Raw genomic sequence first — 13,754 nt, 5'->3', positions numbered from 1 at the left:
GGGATGGTGTGGCGCGGTGGGCTACTTGCTTGCCGCACGAATGAGGTTGCCGCCGATGATGAGTCGCTGGATCTCGCTGGTGCCTTCGTAAAGCCGGAGCAGGCGGACGTCGCGGTAGATCCGCTCCACCGGAACCTCGCGCATGTAACCGGTGCCGCCGTGGACCTGCACCGCGAGATCGGCGACCTTGCCGACCATCTCGGTGCAGTAGAGCTTGGCCACCGATGGTGCGGTCCGTCGGTCCTCGCCGGTGACGTATTTGAGCGCGGCGTCACGTACGAGTGCGCGCCCGGCCATCACCCCGGTCTGCTGGTCGGCGAGCATGGCCTGCACCAATTGGAAAGAGCCGATGGGCTTTCCGCCCTGGGTGGCATTGGCCGCGTACTCAACCGACTCATCGAGGGCACGTTGTGCCTGCCCGACCGCGAGCGCAGCGATATGCACCCGACCTCGCGCCAGGGAGGTCATCGCGGCGCGATATCCGGTCTCCTCATCACCGCCGACGAGCGCCGAAGTGGGCACACGCACGCCGTCGAAGCTGACGTCGGCGGTCCACGCCCCCTCCTGGCCCATCTTCTTGTCCTTGACTCCGACCTCGACCCCTGGTGTGTCGGCAGGAACCAGGAATACGGCAATACCTGTGTTCTTGCCTTCTGCGGACTGTTCTGATTCAGCCCGCTCGCTTCGCTCCCGGCGCTGGGTTCTGGCGAACACGACGAACAGGTCGGCGATCGGTGCGTTGGTGATGAAACGCTTCTGCCCGTCGATCACCCACTGGTCGCCGTCGAGCGTCGCCTTGGTGCGCAGGCCGGCGGGATTCGAGCCGGCGCCGGGCTCGGTGAGAGCGAAGGAGGCGACGACGTCACCGGAGGCGATGCGCTCGAGCCACTCCTTCTTCTGCTCGTCGGTCCCGAAGTTCACCAACACCTGCCCGGCAATGCCGTTGTTGGTGCCGAACATCGACCGCAGAGCGAGCGTCGTGTAGCCGAACTCCATCGCCAGCTCGACGTCCTGGGTGAGATCGAGGCCGAGGCCACCCCATTCCTCGGGGATCGCGTACCCGAACAGGCCCATCTCGGCTGCTTGGGCGCGCAGGTCGTCGGGGATGGCGTTGGTCTCGGCGATCTCGTTCTCGCGCGGCACGACCTTGGTGCGGATGAAGTCGTGGACCACCGAGCGGATCTGCTCGAAGTCGTCCGCGCTGACGGCGGGAGTGTGCTGCTGTGCGGGTGGAGCCATGCGATCGAAATTATCAAATCTGTGAGGTTGTGCCAACCATCCGAGCTATATGTCCAGGCTATGGATTGCATAGCGGGTGAGTGATAGTTGAGTTTGATAATCTCTGCGCGTTGATGCGAGTCGAGGAGGCAGTGGTGGCACAGCCCGTGGGTGGTCGATCGGTCGAGGCGGCATCGTCGGTGCTCAAGCAGATCGCGGCCCAGGAGATCCGCCGCATGGTCTTCGCCGGCGAGATGCGGCCGGGAACCAAGGTCGATCAGGATGCGGTCGCCGAATCTCTCGGGATGAGCAAACTGCCGGTGCGTGAGGCGCTGATCTCACTCAGCGGGGAGGGGATCATCGAGACGATTCCGCGGCGCGGCGCCTTTGTGGCCGACCTGTCCCGCGAGGACATTCGCGATCACTACTGGATGCTCGGCGTGATCTCCGGGCTGGCCGCCGAACGTGCGTCGGCGACTCTGTCCGACGCCGACCTCGACGAGCTGCGTGTGTTGGCGACCGAGATGGAGGAGACGACCGATCTCCTCGAGATCGAGCGCCTCAACTTCCGCTTTCATCGGCTGATCAACCTCGGCACCCGCTCACGGCGCCTGATCGCCGAGCTCAAACTCCTCAGTGGGGCAATCCCGTCCGGCTTCTTCGACTCCCACCCGGACTCGGTCGCGTCGTCCTTGCGGGATCATCGCGAGATCGTCGATGCACTCGCCGGCCGCTCGCCGGGTATGGCGCGCACGTTGACCGAAGGCCACTTCCTCCGCGGCGGTCATCGTGCGGTGGCGCTCCTGGAGGAGCGCGGGTTCTGGAGGTGAGTGAACCGTCCCCACGGTGGTAAGGGCGCTCTTCCGCCTTCCCGTCGAGCCCTTTCCGATCGGTGGTCGAGGTGCGAGGCGCCCCAGGCGCCGAGCCGTTCATCGGTGGTCGAGGTGCGTCCCGGATCGGTGGTCGAGGTGCGAGGCGCCCCAGGCGCCGAGCCTCGAGACCGAGCCGAACCCCCAGCTGGAACCCACCCGAAAAAACTTTCGACAACCTCTTGCCAACCCGGCAAACCCGGCATACACTCGAACACAACAACACACAAACACGTGTTCGCTATCGCCAGGGGGGTGACAATCATGGTCGACACCGCGTTACCCGACGTGTCGGGGTTGTCGACCACCCAGAAACTCGCCCTCGCCCACCGCTTGGTCGATTCGCTGGCCACCGATGATTTGACCGGCCTGTCCAACGACGACCTGGTCACCGTCGCCCAGTCCACCGAACAGTTGATCACCCGCATCACCGTCCAAGGCGATCGGCAGATCGTCGAATTCTCCGACCGGCATTTGGCCCGCGAGTACGGGTTCGGGTCGATCACCGACGCCATGATCGGCTTACTCCGTGTGTCGGAACCGTGGCGGCGGTGGAAACAACTGAAAGCGACCGCCACCTTCCACACCTTCACCGGTGAGGTCGCCGCCCCCAAATATCCAGCACTCGCCGAAGCGATGGCGTCCGGGGCGGCCGGCTCCTCGCACGCGGCGGTGGTGATCGACGTGCTGGACCGCATCCCCGCGGCAGTGCCGTTCGACGAGAAAATGTCGGCCGACGCCACGATGGCCCGCTACGCCCGCACCCACACCCCCTCCGACCTCCGGATCTTGGGGGCACGGGTGTTGGCGCACCTCGACCCTGACGGCCAACTAACCGACGACACCGACCGGCAACGCCACCGCCAGATCCGCATCGGCCGCCAAGACGCCCAAAAAATGAGCGGCCTGTCCGGGCAGATGACCCCCACCCTCACCGCACACCTCGAAGCAGTACTCGCCGCGTGGGCAGCCCCAGGAATGAACAACCCCGCCGACCCCGACTCCCCCACCGGCAGTCGCGAAGACGCCGACCCCGACGCGTTGACGGCCGCCGCAGCCCGCGATCACCGCGACCAAGTCCAACGCAACCACGACGCCCTGGAAGCAGTCCTACGCGCCGGACTGGATGCCGGCCTCGGCCCCCAATCCCATCGCGGCCTACCACCACACCTGATCATCAAAGCCACCCTGTCCGACCTGATTGCGCAGACCGGAATGGGAGTCACGGCGACCGGCACCCTGCTCCCGATCACCGATGTCATCGCACTCGCCGCTCAGTGCCAGCCGTGGCTGGCGGTGTTCGACGACCACACGAATCTTCCCCTGTATTTGGGGCGGGCACGCCTGGCGAGTCAAGGACAGCGGATCGCGTTGTTCGCCAAAGACGGCGGCGAATACTGCTCGTTTCCCGGATGTACTCAACCCGCCGCGCACGTCGAAATCCATCACGCCACCAAAGACCACGCGAAAGGTGGGCTCACCAACATCGGTGACCTCGCCCCCGCCTGCGGCAAACACAACCGCATGGTCGGCGACAAACCCGGACAATTCACGACCGGGATTTATCGGGACGGGCCGTGGGCTGGACGCTGCTGGTGGCGCAAAAACACCCCCGTCGGGGCAGCCGAACCGAACCCGAAACGCACCAACGCGCTCCCCGACGTCGGCACCACCTACGCTGCGGCGTTGGCCCGCGTCCGGGCGGAGTTGCATCCACCACCCGACCCACCACCAAGTGGTGCCGATACCGATCTCGCCACAAGCGACGACCGGGACTCGATGCTGCCCACCGACCGAATCCGCCGCAGCCGAATCCCCATCGGGCACGGCTACTACGACCTCGTCGAAATCCTCACCCCCGACCCCAGCCCGGACTCGCCGATCGAAACCCAACTCGCCCAACTGCTCGGTGACCGCGGGTTCTAGACCGTCACGTATTCGGTCCGGGGTTGGAACCAGCAGCGGCGCAACAGGTCTCGAGGCTCGTCGCTAACGCTCCTCGGCACCTCGACCACCGGAAGAAAAGGGAAGTCCGCTAGCGGTCCTCGGCACCTCGACCAGCGGGAGAAAAGGGAGCGCCAGCGACGAGGCCTCGAGACCCGCCGTACCGGTGGGTGGACGCAACACGCCTCGAACAGCAAGCCTCGGGTGTTACCCGCCGACAGCCGCCGAGTACCACTTCGCTGCGGCGGCGTACTGCGCGAATACTTCTGGAGTTGGTGTAGCCGTGATCGTTTCGGACTCGACACGCCATTCCGGGAGCTCGCCGGTCAGCGCCCACGCGGCCTGGCGGGCGGCGCCGAGTGCCACGTATTCACCGTCGGCGGGCAGCACAACCGTGCCGTCGAACAAGGCGGGAGCGATCGCGCGTACCGCCGACGACTTGGTGCCCCCGCCGATGAACAGGAACCGCTGCACGTCGATGCCCTGATCCTCGATCCGGTTGCGGCAGTAGACGAGCGAACAGAGCAGGCCTTCGACGGCGGCGCGTGCGACGTGCGCAGGGGTGAAGTTGGCGGGGGTGATCCCGGCCAGCGTTCCCGTCGCCGCAGGCAGATTGGGGGAGCGTTCACCACCGAGGTAGGGCACCATCGTCAGGCCGTTGGCGCCTGCGGGAGCCGACAGCGCGAGGTCGGCGAACCTCGCCAGATCGACGTCGAGCATCTGCGCGGTCGCCGCCAACACCGGTGCGCCGTTGAGTGTGCACACCAGCGGAAGGTGCCGTCCGGTCGCATCGGCGAATCCGGCGACGATACCTGACGCATCGCGCGGCGCGACGTCGCCGACAGCGCTGACGACACCCGAAGTTCCCAACGACACGATCCCGTCACCGGGACCTGCCTGCAAACCCAGTGCCGCGGCGGCGTTGTCGCCGACACCGGCCCCGAGCACGACACCGCCGGATGTCTTCCCAGCAGCCTCACCGGGTCCGACGATCCGCGGAATCCCCGGTAATCGATCGCGAAATGCCAATTGCAGCAGATCTGTTCGATACTCCTCGTCAGCGGCGGAGAAGTAGCCGGTGCCTGACGCATCGCTGCGGTCGGTCGTCAGAGCGCCGATGTCGGTGCCGCCGGCGAGTTTCCAGGTGAGCCAATCGTGCGGTAGGCAGACGGCCGCGGTCGCGTCGGCATGGTCGGGTTCGTGGTCGGCCAGCCATCGCAGCTTGGCGGCCGTGATCGCCGCCACCGGCACGACGCCGACAGCCTCCGCCCACTTATGTGGGCCGCCGAGCTCGGTGATGAGATCGTCGGCGGCACCGGCCGAACGAGTGTCGTTCCACAGCAAAGCTTCCCGCACCACGTGCCCGGCTGTATCGAGGCACACCATCCCGTGTTGCTGCCCGGCGACCGACAGCGCGGCGACGTCGTCGATACCGCCCGCCGCCCTGATGGCCGCGATCAGCGCCAGCCACCAGTCCTCGGGGTCGACCTCGGTACCGCCCGGATGTGGCGCGCTGCCCGAGCGCACCACGGCGCCGGTATCCGCGTCGCAGACGACCACCTTGCACGACTGTGTCGAGGAGTCGACGCCGACGACGAGGGTCATGACAGCAGCTCCTGGAGGGTTGCGCGGGTACCCTTGCTGCGCAACGATTCCAACGCCCACCGATACGGCTCGGTGAACGACTCGTCCTCAGCGAGGTCGCCGAACAGTGACGTCTCGGACAAGAAGGCCAGCGGTTCGGTACGTGAGCGCTGCGCCAGCGGGACGAGGCGGTCGGCCAGCGGGTCGTCGACGGTGATCGCATTGCCGTGCTCGTCGACACCCTCGGCGTAGCGCGTCCAGCCGGCCACCACCGCGGCCGCCAGTCTCACGGAACCATCCTGCGCGAGGCGATCCCGGATCACCGGTACCAGCCATTTCGGGATGCGGTTGGAGGAGTCCTGACACAGCCGGGCGATCGTATCGGCGATGGCCGGATTGCCGAATCGCTCGAGCAGAGTGTCGATGTAGGCGTCGACGTCGACGTCGGGCAAGGGCGCGAGCGTCGGCTTGCCCTCCTCGGACATATAGCGGCGCAACAGCTCCCGCAGATCGGGATCGACCGCGGCGTCGTGAACGTAGCGGTACCCCAGCAGATGGGCGAAGTAGCACAGTGCCTGATGTCCGGCGTTGAGCAGCCGGAGTTTCATGAGTTCGTACGGCGTGACGTCGGCGACGACCTGCACGCCCACATTCTCCAGAGCCGGCCTGTCGCAGGAGAAATTGTCCTCGAGTACCCACTGGGTGAAGGGTTCGGCCACCACCGGCCAGGCGTCGGCGATCCCGGTACGCTCAGCGACCTCGCCGGCCAGTTCTGCGGGAGTGGCCGGGGTGATGCGGTCCACCATGGAATTCGGGAACCGCGTGTGTTCGTCGATCCACGCCGCCAGCTCCGGGTCGCGCAGCCGAGCGTAGGCGAGGAACGTCGAGTGCGCCATATGGCCGTTGCCGGCAATGTTGTCGCAGGACATCACGGTGAACGAGGGCACGCCCCGCTCGCGGCGTCGGGCCAAGCCTTCCACCACGAGTCCGAAGACGGTTGTCGGCGCGGCATTTCCGGTGAGATCGGCAACGATGTCCGGATTGTCGGCGTCGAACTCGCCGGTGGCCGCCGAGAAGTTGTAGCCGCCCTCGGTCACCGTCAGGGACACGATGCGGACGGCCGGATCGGCGAGCCTCTCCAGAACGGCCTCCGGATCGTCGGGGGCATAGAGGTATTCGACGATCGAGCCGATCACCGATGTCTCCACCGCACCGTCGGGATGTTTGAGGGTCAGGGTGTACAAACCGTCTTGTGGCACAAGCGCATCCCGCATCCGCGCGTCGGCAGGCCGCACGCCGACACCGCAGATTCCCCACGACGGATCGGACGCGAGCAACTGGTCGAGGTAGAAGGCCTGGTGGGCGCGATGGAAGCCGCCGACCCCGAAGTGCACGATGCCCGCGGTGACCGAGGATCGGTCGTAGCGCGGCGTTGGCACGTCGCCGAGAGAATCCAGCATGGTGGTGTTGAGTGGGAGGGCGTCGGCGAGAGTGCTCACGAACGGTCCTTTCGAGTCGGTTCGGTTCGTGCACCTGTGCGGCATCGGGAAACCTGTGGATGGACAATGGCTTTGATCATTCCGGGCACGCGGTCGGAGTTCAGCGCCTCGGCGGTCTCGTCGAGCCCGTAGTGGGCAGTGACCATCGCGTCGAGGTCGACGGCGGCCGACGTCACCAATGCGCGCGCGGTGGGCCAGGTGTTGGCGTAGCGGAAGACCCCGGTCAGTACGATCTCACGATTCTGGATCAGTGAGACCGGCAGCTCCATGGTGTCGGCGCCCATCCCGACCAGTACGGCCCGTCCGCCGGGCCGCAGCGCCCGCAGGCCCGCGGTGACCGCGGCCGTGACACCGCTGGCATCGATGAAGGCATCCACCGGCGCGAACCCGGTGCCGGGGGCAATGGTCTCGGTCGCGCCGAAATCCTCTGCTCGCGTGCGACGTTCGGGATCGGGTTCACTGAGCACGATGCGGGTCACCCCGGACGCCCGGGCGACCTGGGCACACATCAGTCCGATTGGGCCAGCCCCGGCGATGAGAACGGCGTCACCGGTCCCAACGCCCGCCTTGCGCATCGAGGCGATGCCCACCGACAACGGCTCGAAGAGTGCGGCCGCCTCGTCGCTGATCTCGTCGGGAATCGGGTGGGCGAAGGCGGCGCCGATGGTCACGAATCCGGCGAGAGCGCCGTCGACGGGTGGGGTGGCGTAGAAGCGCATGTGTGGGCACAGGTTGTATGCACCCCGCATGGTCTCCGCCGACGCCGGGTCGGGCCGCTGCGGTTCGATCGATACGCGCTCGCCGATCCGTGCCGCGTCCACGTCTGCGCCGACGGCGACGATCGTGCCCGCGGCCTCGTGGCCGAGGATCAGGGGTTCGCGGACAACGAAGTCGCCGATGCGTCCGTGCCGCACGTAGTGGGTGTCCGACCCGCAGATTCCCACCGCGCTGACCTGCACCAACACGTCGCCGGCAGTCGGGATGGGAACGGGGCGCTCCTCGACGGACAGACGGAGGTCGGGATGCAGAACGCCGGCGCGCATGGTCCCCGACAGCGCATCACGTTTTTCGATCATTGTTGCGTGTCTCACATCGAGGATGTTAGCGTACTGAGCACATGCACGGCTAGTGAGCAGATGCTCACCACGTCCAAAGGAACCACCGCGATCGAACGGAGTCGACGAGTGCCTTCTCGCAAAGATGTGGCAGATGCCGCGAAGGACCCGCCCGACGGTCCACCGAAACGACCGGCCACCGGGCGTGGGTCAGCCGGCCGGCCCGCCGCCGACACCGGTCAGGATCTGCGGCTGCTCGTGCGCGCCGCGACGATGTATCACCTCGAGGGACTGACGCAGGCCGACATCGCCGGCCGACTCGGGGTGTCACGTCCGACGGCCGGGCGGCTCATCGCGCGAGCACGTGCTCAGGGACTCGTCCAGGTGTCGGTGACCGCTCCCGAGCATCTGTCGGCGTCGATTCACACCGACCTCGAACGCACGGTGGAGCAGATCTTCGGTCTCGACGAGGTGCTGATCATCGACGAGGTCGCCGACGGCACCGCGTCGGGCAATGCCGCCCTCGGCCGCGCGGGTGCGTCGGTCCTGTCGCGGCGCATCCAACCCGCCGACACCTTCGGCTTCACCTGGGGCCCTGAGCAGGTCGCGACCGCCGACGCGATGACCGCCAACGCGGCGGCGCAACGCGTGGTGCAGATGGACGGCTCGATGACCTCCGTCGAATACCACACCGGCGTCGACCACGCGCTGGCCCGCTTCTCCGAGCGTCTGCACGCGCAGCCGCTGCGCCTGGTCGCACCCTTGTTCGTCGACCCCGACACCGTCGCCGCCCTCAATCGTGATTCGGTTGTCTCCCAGGCTCTGTCGGCAGCACGTGGCGCGCAGGTGATGCTCTTCGGAGTGGGTTCGGTGTCGACATCGACGACCCTGTTCGAGGGCGCATTCATCGATGCGATCGTCCTCGACGAACTGCTCGAACTCGGCGCGGTCGGCGAGATCGGCGGGCGCTTCTACGACGCACAGGGCATCGCCGTCGAATCGAGTCTGGTGGAGCGGACCGTCTCAGTCCCCCTCGACGCGGTGAAGGCCTGCCCCACGGCGATCTTGATTTCCGGTGGCACCCACCGGGCCGAATCCATTCTCGGCGCACTCCGCGGCGGCTACGCGACCATCCTGGTCACCGACGTCCCGACCGCGGAATGGCTTGTCTCACAACAGGAAGGTCAGCAGTGAGATCCCTACGAGCGAGATTCCCGAGCGGGCATCTCTCCCCGTCACGCCGCCGCGGCAAGGCCGGACTGGTGGCCTTGGCCGCCACGATCGGTCTGCTGGCCACCGGATGTGCCGGTGCCGGCTCGCTCACCGGCGGCGGTGACCGCGAAGTGACGGTCGCAATGGTCTCGAATTCGCAGATGCAGGACGCGATCAAGCTGTCCGGCCAGTTCGAGCAGGAGAACCCGGGCACCAAGGTCCGCTTCGTCACACTCTCGGAAAACGAAGCGCGCGCGAAGATCACCGCGTCGGTGGCCACCGGCGGTGGTGAGTTCGACGTGGTGATGATCAGTAACTACGAGACACCCATGTGGGCGAAGAACGGGTGGCTGGTCAATCTCACCCCGTACATGGACGCCGACACCTCCTACAACGCGAACGATTTCATTCCGACTCTGAAATCGGCGCTCTCGTACCAGGGTTCGATGTACTCGGCCCCGTTCTACGGCGAGTCGTCATTCCTCATGTACAACAAGAAGCTGTTCTCGCAGGCTGGTGTGACGCTGCCCGCGGACCCCACCTGGCCGCAGGTCGCCGACGCCGCTCGCAAACTCACCAACGACCGTACCGCGGGAATCTGCCTGCGCGGCAAGCCCGGTTGGGGTGAGGTGCTCGCCCCGCTGAACACCGTCATCAATGCCTACGGTGGTCGCTGGTATGACGAGAACTGGAACGCCCAGCTGACCAGTCCGCAGGTCGAGGCCGCCGTCCAGTTCTACGTCGACACGGTGCGCAAGTACGGGGAGGCCGGTGCCTCGTCGTCGGGCTTCCAGGAATGCGGAAACCTGATGTCGCAGGGCCAGGTCGCGATGTGGTACGACGCCACCTCGGCGGTGTCGGTGCTCGAGAGCCCGGACACCTCGACCATCGCCGGCGACGTCGGCTACCTGCCGGCCCCACGAATGGCCAAGGGCGACAACGGTTGGCTCTACACCTGGTCGCTCGGGATCCCGTCGAGCAGCAAACACCGCGACGACGCGTGGAAGTTCATCGACTGGATGACCAACCGCAAGTACATCGAACATGTGGCGAACACCCTGGGTGCCACCCACGTCCCGCCCGGTAGCCGGCTCTCGACCTACCAGCTGCCGGCCTATCAGAAGATCTCCGGGCCGTTCGCGCAGCAGACCCTGCAGGCGATGCAGGCGGCAAATCAGGACAAGCCGACGCTGGCGCCGGTGCCCTACACCGGAATCCAGTTTCTGGCGATCCCTGAGTTCCAGGACCTCGGAACCCGCGTGAGCCAACAGATCTCGGCGGCGATCGCCGGGCAGATCAGCGTCCACGACGCACTCGAACAGGCCCAGCAGTACGCCGAGGTCGTCGGCAAGTCCTACCAGAGGGAGCAGTAGAGATGGCCACCGCAGTATCCACGCGAGGCGCGCAGGTGCCCCCCGATCAGGGGCGGCCGGTGACCTCGAAGAAGGACCAGATCAGTCGCGCCGAGGGCTGGCGTCGACGCGGACCCCTGTTGCCCGCCTTGATCTTCATGATCGTGGTCACCCAGGTTCCGTTCGTGTTCACGCTCTACTACTCGACGCAGTCGTGGAACCTGGTGCGTCCGGGCTCACGTCGGTTCGTCGGATTCGACAACTACGTCGCGGTGTTCGGTGACAGCCAATTCTGGACGGTCACCCTCAACACCATCCTGCTGATCGTGGGCACCGTGATCATCTCGGTGGTGCTCGGACTGATCTTCGCCCTGCTGCTCGACCGGAAGTTCCTGGGGCGCGGGGTGGTTCGGACCCTGCTGATCACCCCGTTCCTGGTGACACCGGTCGCCGCGGCGCTGCTGTGGAAGACGAGCCTGCTCTCGCCGACCAACGGCCTGGTCAACTGGGCGTTGAGCCCGTTCGGCATTCACACCGACTGGCTCTCGGAGTTCCCACTCGCCAGCGTGATGGCCGAACTCGTCTGGCAGTGGACACCTTTCATGATGTTGCTGATCCTCGCGGGACTGCAGTCGATGCCGCGGGACATCCAGGAGACCGCACGCGTGGACGGCGCCACCAACTTCCGGCTCTTCCGCGAACTGACCCTGCCGCACCTGCGGCGGTTCATCGAGCTCGGCACGGTGCTCGGCGCCATCTACCTGGTCAACACCTTCGACGCGGTCTACATGATGACCTCCGGCGGACCGGGTGTGGCCAGCTCCAACCTGTCCTACTACATCTATCAGCGTGCCTTCCTCGGATTCGACATCGGGCAGGCCGCCGCGATGGGCGTGGTCACGGTGATCGGCACGATCGTCGTCGCGTCCCTGGCCCTGCGCCTGATCTTCAAGTCATTCACCGGAACAGAGGAGCCGGCCTGATGAGTACCGACACCCGCCCCGCCCCGACCACCACTTCGACGTCGGCACCCGAAGTACGCCGCAGCCGCAACCCGCGCCAGATGGGACTGACCGCACTCACCTGGATCCTGGCCATCGGGTTCTTCTTCCCGGTGCTGTGGATGGTGCTGACCGCATTCAAGAAGGAAAGCGACGCCGCCACCAACCCGCCGACGTTCTTCTTCGCCCCGACCCTGCAGCAGTTCCGCAACGTCTTCGACGCCGGAATCGGTACGCCACTGCTCAATTCGTTGTTCGCCACCATCGTCTCGACGATTCTGGTTCTGGTCCTCGGTGTGCCGGCGGCATTCGCATTATCGCTGCGCCCGGTGCGCAAGACCAAGGACGCGCTGTTCTTCTTCATCTCCACGAAGATGCTGCCCATCGTGGCCGCGATCATCCCGCTGTATGTGATCGTCGGCAAGATCGGGATGCTCGACAACGTGTGGACCCTGGTGATCCTCTACACCGCAATGAATCTGCCGATCGCGGTGTGGATGATGCGGTCGTTCTTCCTCGAGGTGCCCGGCGAACTGCTCGAGGCCGCCAGCATCGACGGTGCGAGTCTGTGGACCTCGGTCCGTGAGGTTATCCTGCCGCTGATCTCCCCGGGTATCGCGGCCACCGCACTGATCTGTGTCATCTTCTCGTGGAACGAATTCTTCTTCGCCGTCAACATGACCGCCGTCAACGGGCAGACGATGCCGGTCTTCCTGACCGGCTTCATGTCCGGGCAGGGCCTGTACTGGGCGCAACTGTCGGCGGCGTCGGTCCTGGCCGCGCTGCCGGTGGTGATCTGCGGCTGGATCGCCCAGAACAAACTCGTCCGCGGCCTGTCCTTCGGCGCGATCAAGTAATCGCGTCGGTCACCCACTCACCCAAGCGCTTTCGTATCAACAGGAGAACCCCATGGCAACCATCACCTACGACAAGGCCTGCTGCGTCTACCCGGGCGCCGAGTCACTGGCCGTCGACTCCCTCGACCTCGACATCGCCGACGGCGAGTTCGTGGTCCTCGTCGGACCGTCGGGCTCTGGCAAATCCACGGCACTGCGGATGCTCGCCGGACTCGAGGAGATCGATTCCGGGCAGATCCGCATCGGCGGGGACAACATGGTCGGCGTCGCGCCCAAGGACCGTGACATCGCCATGGTCTTCCAGAACTACGCGCTCTACCCCAACAAGACCGTCGGGGAAAACATGGGATTCGCATTGAAGATGCATGGCATCCCCGCCGACGAACGCAAGCGCAAGGTCGCCGAGGCCGCCAAACTCCTCGACCTCACCGACTACCTGGATCGCAAGCCGGCGAAACTGTCCGGCGGACAACGTCAACGCGTCGCCATGGGCCGCGCGATCGTGCGCGAACCCCAGGTGTTCTGCATGGACGAGCCGCTGTCGAACCTCGACGCCAAACTGCGGGTCCAGACACGCACCCAGATCGCCGCGCTGCAACGCCGACTGGGCACCACCACCGTCTACGTCACCCACGACCAGGTCGAGGCGATGACCATGGGCGACCGCGTCGCCGTGCTCAAACACGGTGTACTCCAGCAGTTCTCCACCCCGGCCGAACTCTACGACCACCCGGTCAACGCCTTCGTCGCCGGCTTCATCGGATCGCCGGCCATGAACCTGTTCACCGCGCCGATCCGCGACGGCGCCATCTCGATCGCCGGAGCCGACATCGACATCGACGCCACATCGCAGGCAGCACTACGCAAGTCCGGGCTGAGCTCGGTCGTCGTCGGCATCCGGCCCGAGCACCTCGCGCTCTCCGACGACGGCACCGGACTCAACGCCGACGTCGCACTCCTCGAAGAGCTCGGCAGCGAAACCTACGTCTACGCCTCGCTGGCCGACGAATCGGTCCACAACCTCGACGGCGATCCGATGGTCGTGGTGGCACGCTCCTCACAGCGGGCGCCGGCCAAGCGTGGAGAGGGAATCCGGTTGCGGCAGGCCGACAACGCGGTTCACCTGTTCCACCCCGAGACCGGCGACCGGCTGGTCTGACGAG

At 66.1% G+C, this 13,754-nt stretch carries 11 protein-coding genes; 7 read left to right on the top strand and 4 right to left on the bottom strand.

What is annotated here, in order from left to right:
- Window positions 1–21 precede the first annotated feature (21 nt).
- Window positions 22–1,239, bottom strand: coding sequence for an acyl-CoA dehydrogenase family protein (locus tag AC5ZH6_RS23935; RefSeq protein ID WP_006369846.1), 1,218 nt, complete (start codon window positions 1,237–1,239; stop codon window positions 22–24).
- Window positions 1,240–1,352: 113 nt separating this feature from the next.
- On the opposite strand from AC5ZH6_RS23935, the gene AC5ZH6_RS23930 reads away from it, so the two are divergent.
- Both AC5ZH6_RS23930 and AC5ZH6_RS23925 read left to right on the top strand, forming a co-directional pair.
- Entirely contained in the window at window positions 1,353–2,048 is a 696-nt protein-coding gene (locus AC5ZH6_RS23930) for a GntR family transcriptional regulator (protein ID WP_020169835.1), read from the top strand.
- Window positions 2,049–2,351: 303 nt separating this feature from the next.
- Complete coding sequence (locus AC5ZH6_RS23925; RefSeq protein ID WP_265077033.1) at window positions 2,352–4,013, top strand: HNH endonuclease signature motif containing protein; 1,662 nt, start codon at window positions 2,352–2,354, stop codon at window positions 4,011–4,013.
- 225 nt (window positions 4,014–4,238) lie between these two features.
- On the opposite strand, the gene AC5ZH6_RS23920 is transcribed toward AC5ZH6_RS23925, so the two are convergent.
- The 3 genes from AC5ZH6_RS23920 to AC5ZH6_RS23910 are packed head-to-tail and all read right to left on the bottom strand — an operon-like array spanning window position 4,239 to window position 8,190.
- On the bottom strand, window positions 4,239–5,636 hold the full coding sequence (locus tag AC5ZH6_RS23920) for a xylulokinase (protein ID WP_265077032.1): 1,398 nt from the start codon (window positions 5,634–5,636) through the stop codon (window positions 4,239–4,241).
- Complete coding sequence (locus tag AC5ZH6_RS23915) at window positions 5,633–7,114, bottom strand: mannitol dehydrogenase family protein (RefSeq protein WP_288336125.1); 1,482 nt, start codon at window positions 7,112–7,114, stop codon at window positions 5,633–5,635. Before AC5ZH6_RS23915 ends, AC5ZH6_RS23920 begins: the two co-directional genes overlap by 4 nt.
- Complete coding sequence (locus AC5ZH6_RS23910; protein WP_211545176.1) at window positions 7,111–8,190, bottom strand: NAD(P)-dependent alcohol dehydrogenase; 1,080 nt, start codon at window positions 8,188–8,190, stop codon at window positions 7,111–7,113. The genes AC5ZH6_RS23915 and AC5ZH6_RS23910 overlap by 4 nt, the downstream gene beginning before the upstream one ends.
- 108 nt (window positions 8,191–8,298) lie before the next feature.
- Here AC5ZH6_RS23910 and AC5ZH6_RS23905 point away from each other — a divergent pair, with 108 nt between their 5' ends.
- The 5 genes from AC5ZH6_RS23905 to AC5ZH6_RS23885 are packed head-to-tail and all read left to right on the top strand — an operon-like array spanning window position 8,299 to window position 13,750.
- Complete coding sequence (locus AC5ZH6_RS23905; RefSeq protein ID WP_026919833.1) at window positions 8,299–9,363, top strand: sugar-binding transcriptional regulator; 1,065 nt, start codon at window positions 8,299–8,301, stop codon at window positions 9,361–9,363.
- Entirely contained in the window at window positions 9,360–10,754 is a 1,395-nt protein-coding gene (locus AC5ZH6_RS23900; protein WP_440939898.1) for an ABC transporter substrate-binding protein, read from the top strand. The genes AC5ZH6_RS23905 and AC5ZH6_RS23900 overlap by 4 nt, the downstream gene beginning before the upstream one ends.
- 2 nt (window positions 10,755–10,756) lie before the next feature.
- Window positions 10,757–11,716 (top strand): carbohydrate ABC transporter permease, encoded by a 960-nt coding sequence (locus AC5ZH6_RS23895; protein WP_496167907.1) that lies wholly within the window; start codon window positions 10,757–10,759, stop codon window positions 11,714–11,716.
- Window positions 11,716–12,591, top strand: a complete 876-nt coding sequence (locus tag AC5ZH6_RS23890) for a carbohydrate ABC transporter permease (protein ID WP_020169843.1) — start codon at window positions 11,716–11,718, stop codon at window positions 12,589–12,591. The genes AC5ZH6_RS23895 and AC5ZH6_RS23890 overlap by 1 nt, the downstream gene beginning before the upstream one ends.
- A 52-nt stretch (window positions 12,592–12,643) precedes the next feature.
- Entirely contained in the window at window positions 12,644–13,750 is a 1,107-nt protein-coding gene (locus AC5ZH6_RS23885; RefSeq protein ID WP_288336121.1) for an ABC transporter ATP-binding protein, read from the top strand.
- Window positions 13,751–13,754: the final 4 nt, after the last annotated feature.

The sequence above is a fragment of the Gordonia sp. YC-XJ4 genome, from assembly GCF_059511865.1.
The sequence above is the reverse complement of the archived record's forward strand: the minus strand, read 5'-3'. Positions and strand labels throughout refer to the sequence as shown.

What these genes read in the sequence shown, in the direction of transcription:
- AC5ZH6_RS23935 (WP_006369846.1), bottom strand. Translation starts at nt 1,239, where the DNA reads ATGGCTCCACCCGCACAGCAGCACACTCCCGCCGTCAGCGCGGACGAC.
- AC5ZH6_RS23930 (WP_020169835.1), top strand. Translation starts at nt 1,353, where the DNA reads ATGCGAGTCGAGGAGGCAGTGGTGGCACAGCCCGTGGGTGGTCGATCG.
- AC5ZH6_RS23925 (WP_265077033.1), top strand. Translation starts at nt 2,352, where the DNA reads ATGGTCGACACCGCGTTACCCGACGTGTCGGGGTTGTCGACCACCCAG.
- AC5ZH6_RS23920 (WP_265077032.1), bottom strand. Translation starts at nt 5,636, where the DNA reads ATGACCCTCGTCGTCGGCGTCGACTCCTCGACACAGTCGTGCAAGGTG.
- AC5ZH6_RS23910 (WP_211545176.1), bottom strand. Translation starts at nt 8,190, where the DNA reads ATGATCGAAAAACGTGATGCGCTGTCGGGGACCATGCGCGCCGGCGTT.
- AC5ZH6_RS23895 (WP_496167907.1), top strand. Translation starts at nt 10,757, where the DNA reads ATGGCCACCGCAGTATCCACGCGAGGCGCGCAGGTGCCCCCCGATCAG.
- AC5ZH6_RS23890 (WP_020169843.1), top strand. Translation starts at nt 11,716, where the DNA reads ATGAGTACCGACACCCGCCCCGCCCCGACCACCACTTCGACGTCGGCA.
- AC5ZH6_RS23885 (WP_288336121.1), top strand. Translation starts at nt 12,644, where the DNA reads ATGGCAACCATCACCTACGACAAGGCCTGCTGCGTCTACCCGGGCGCC.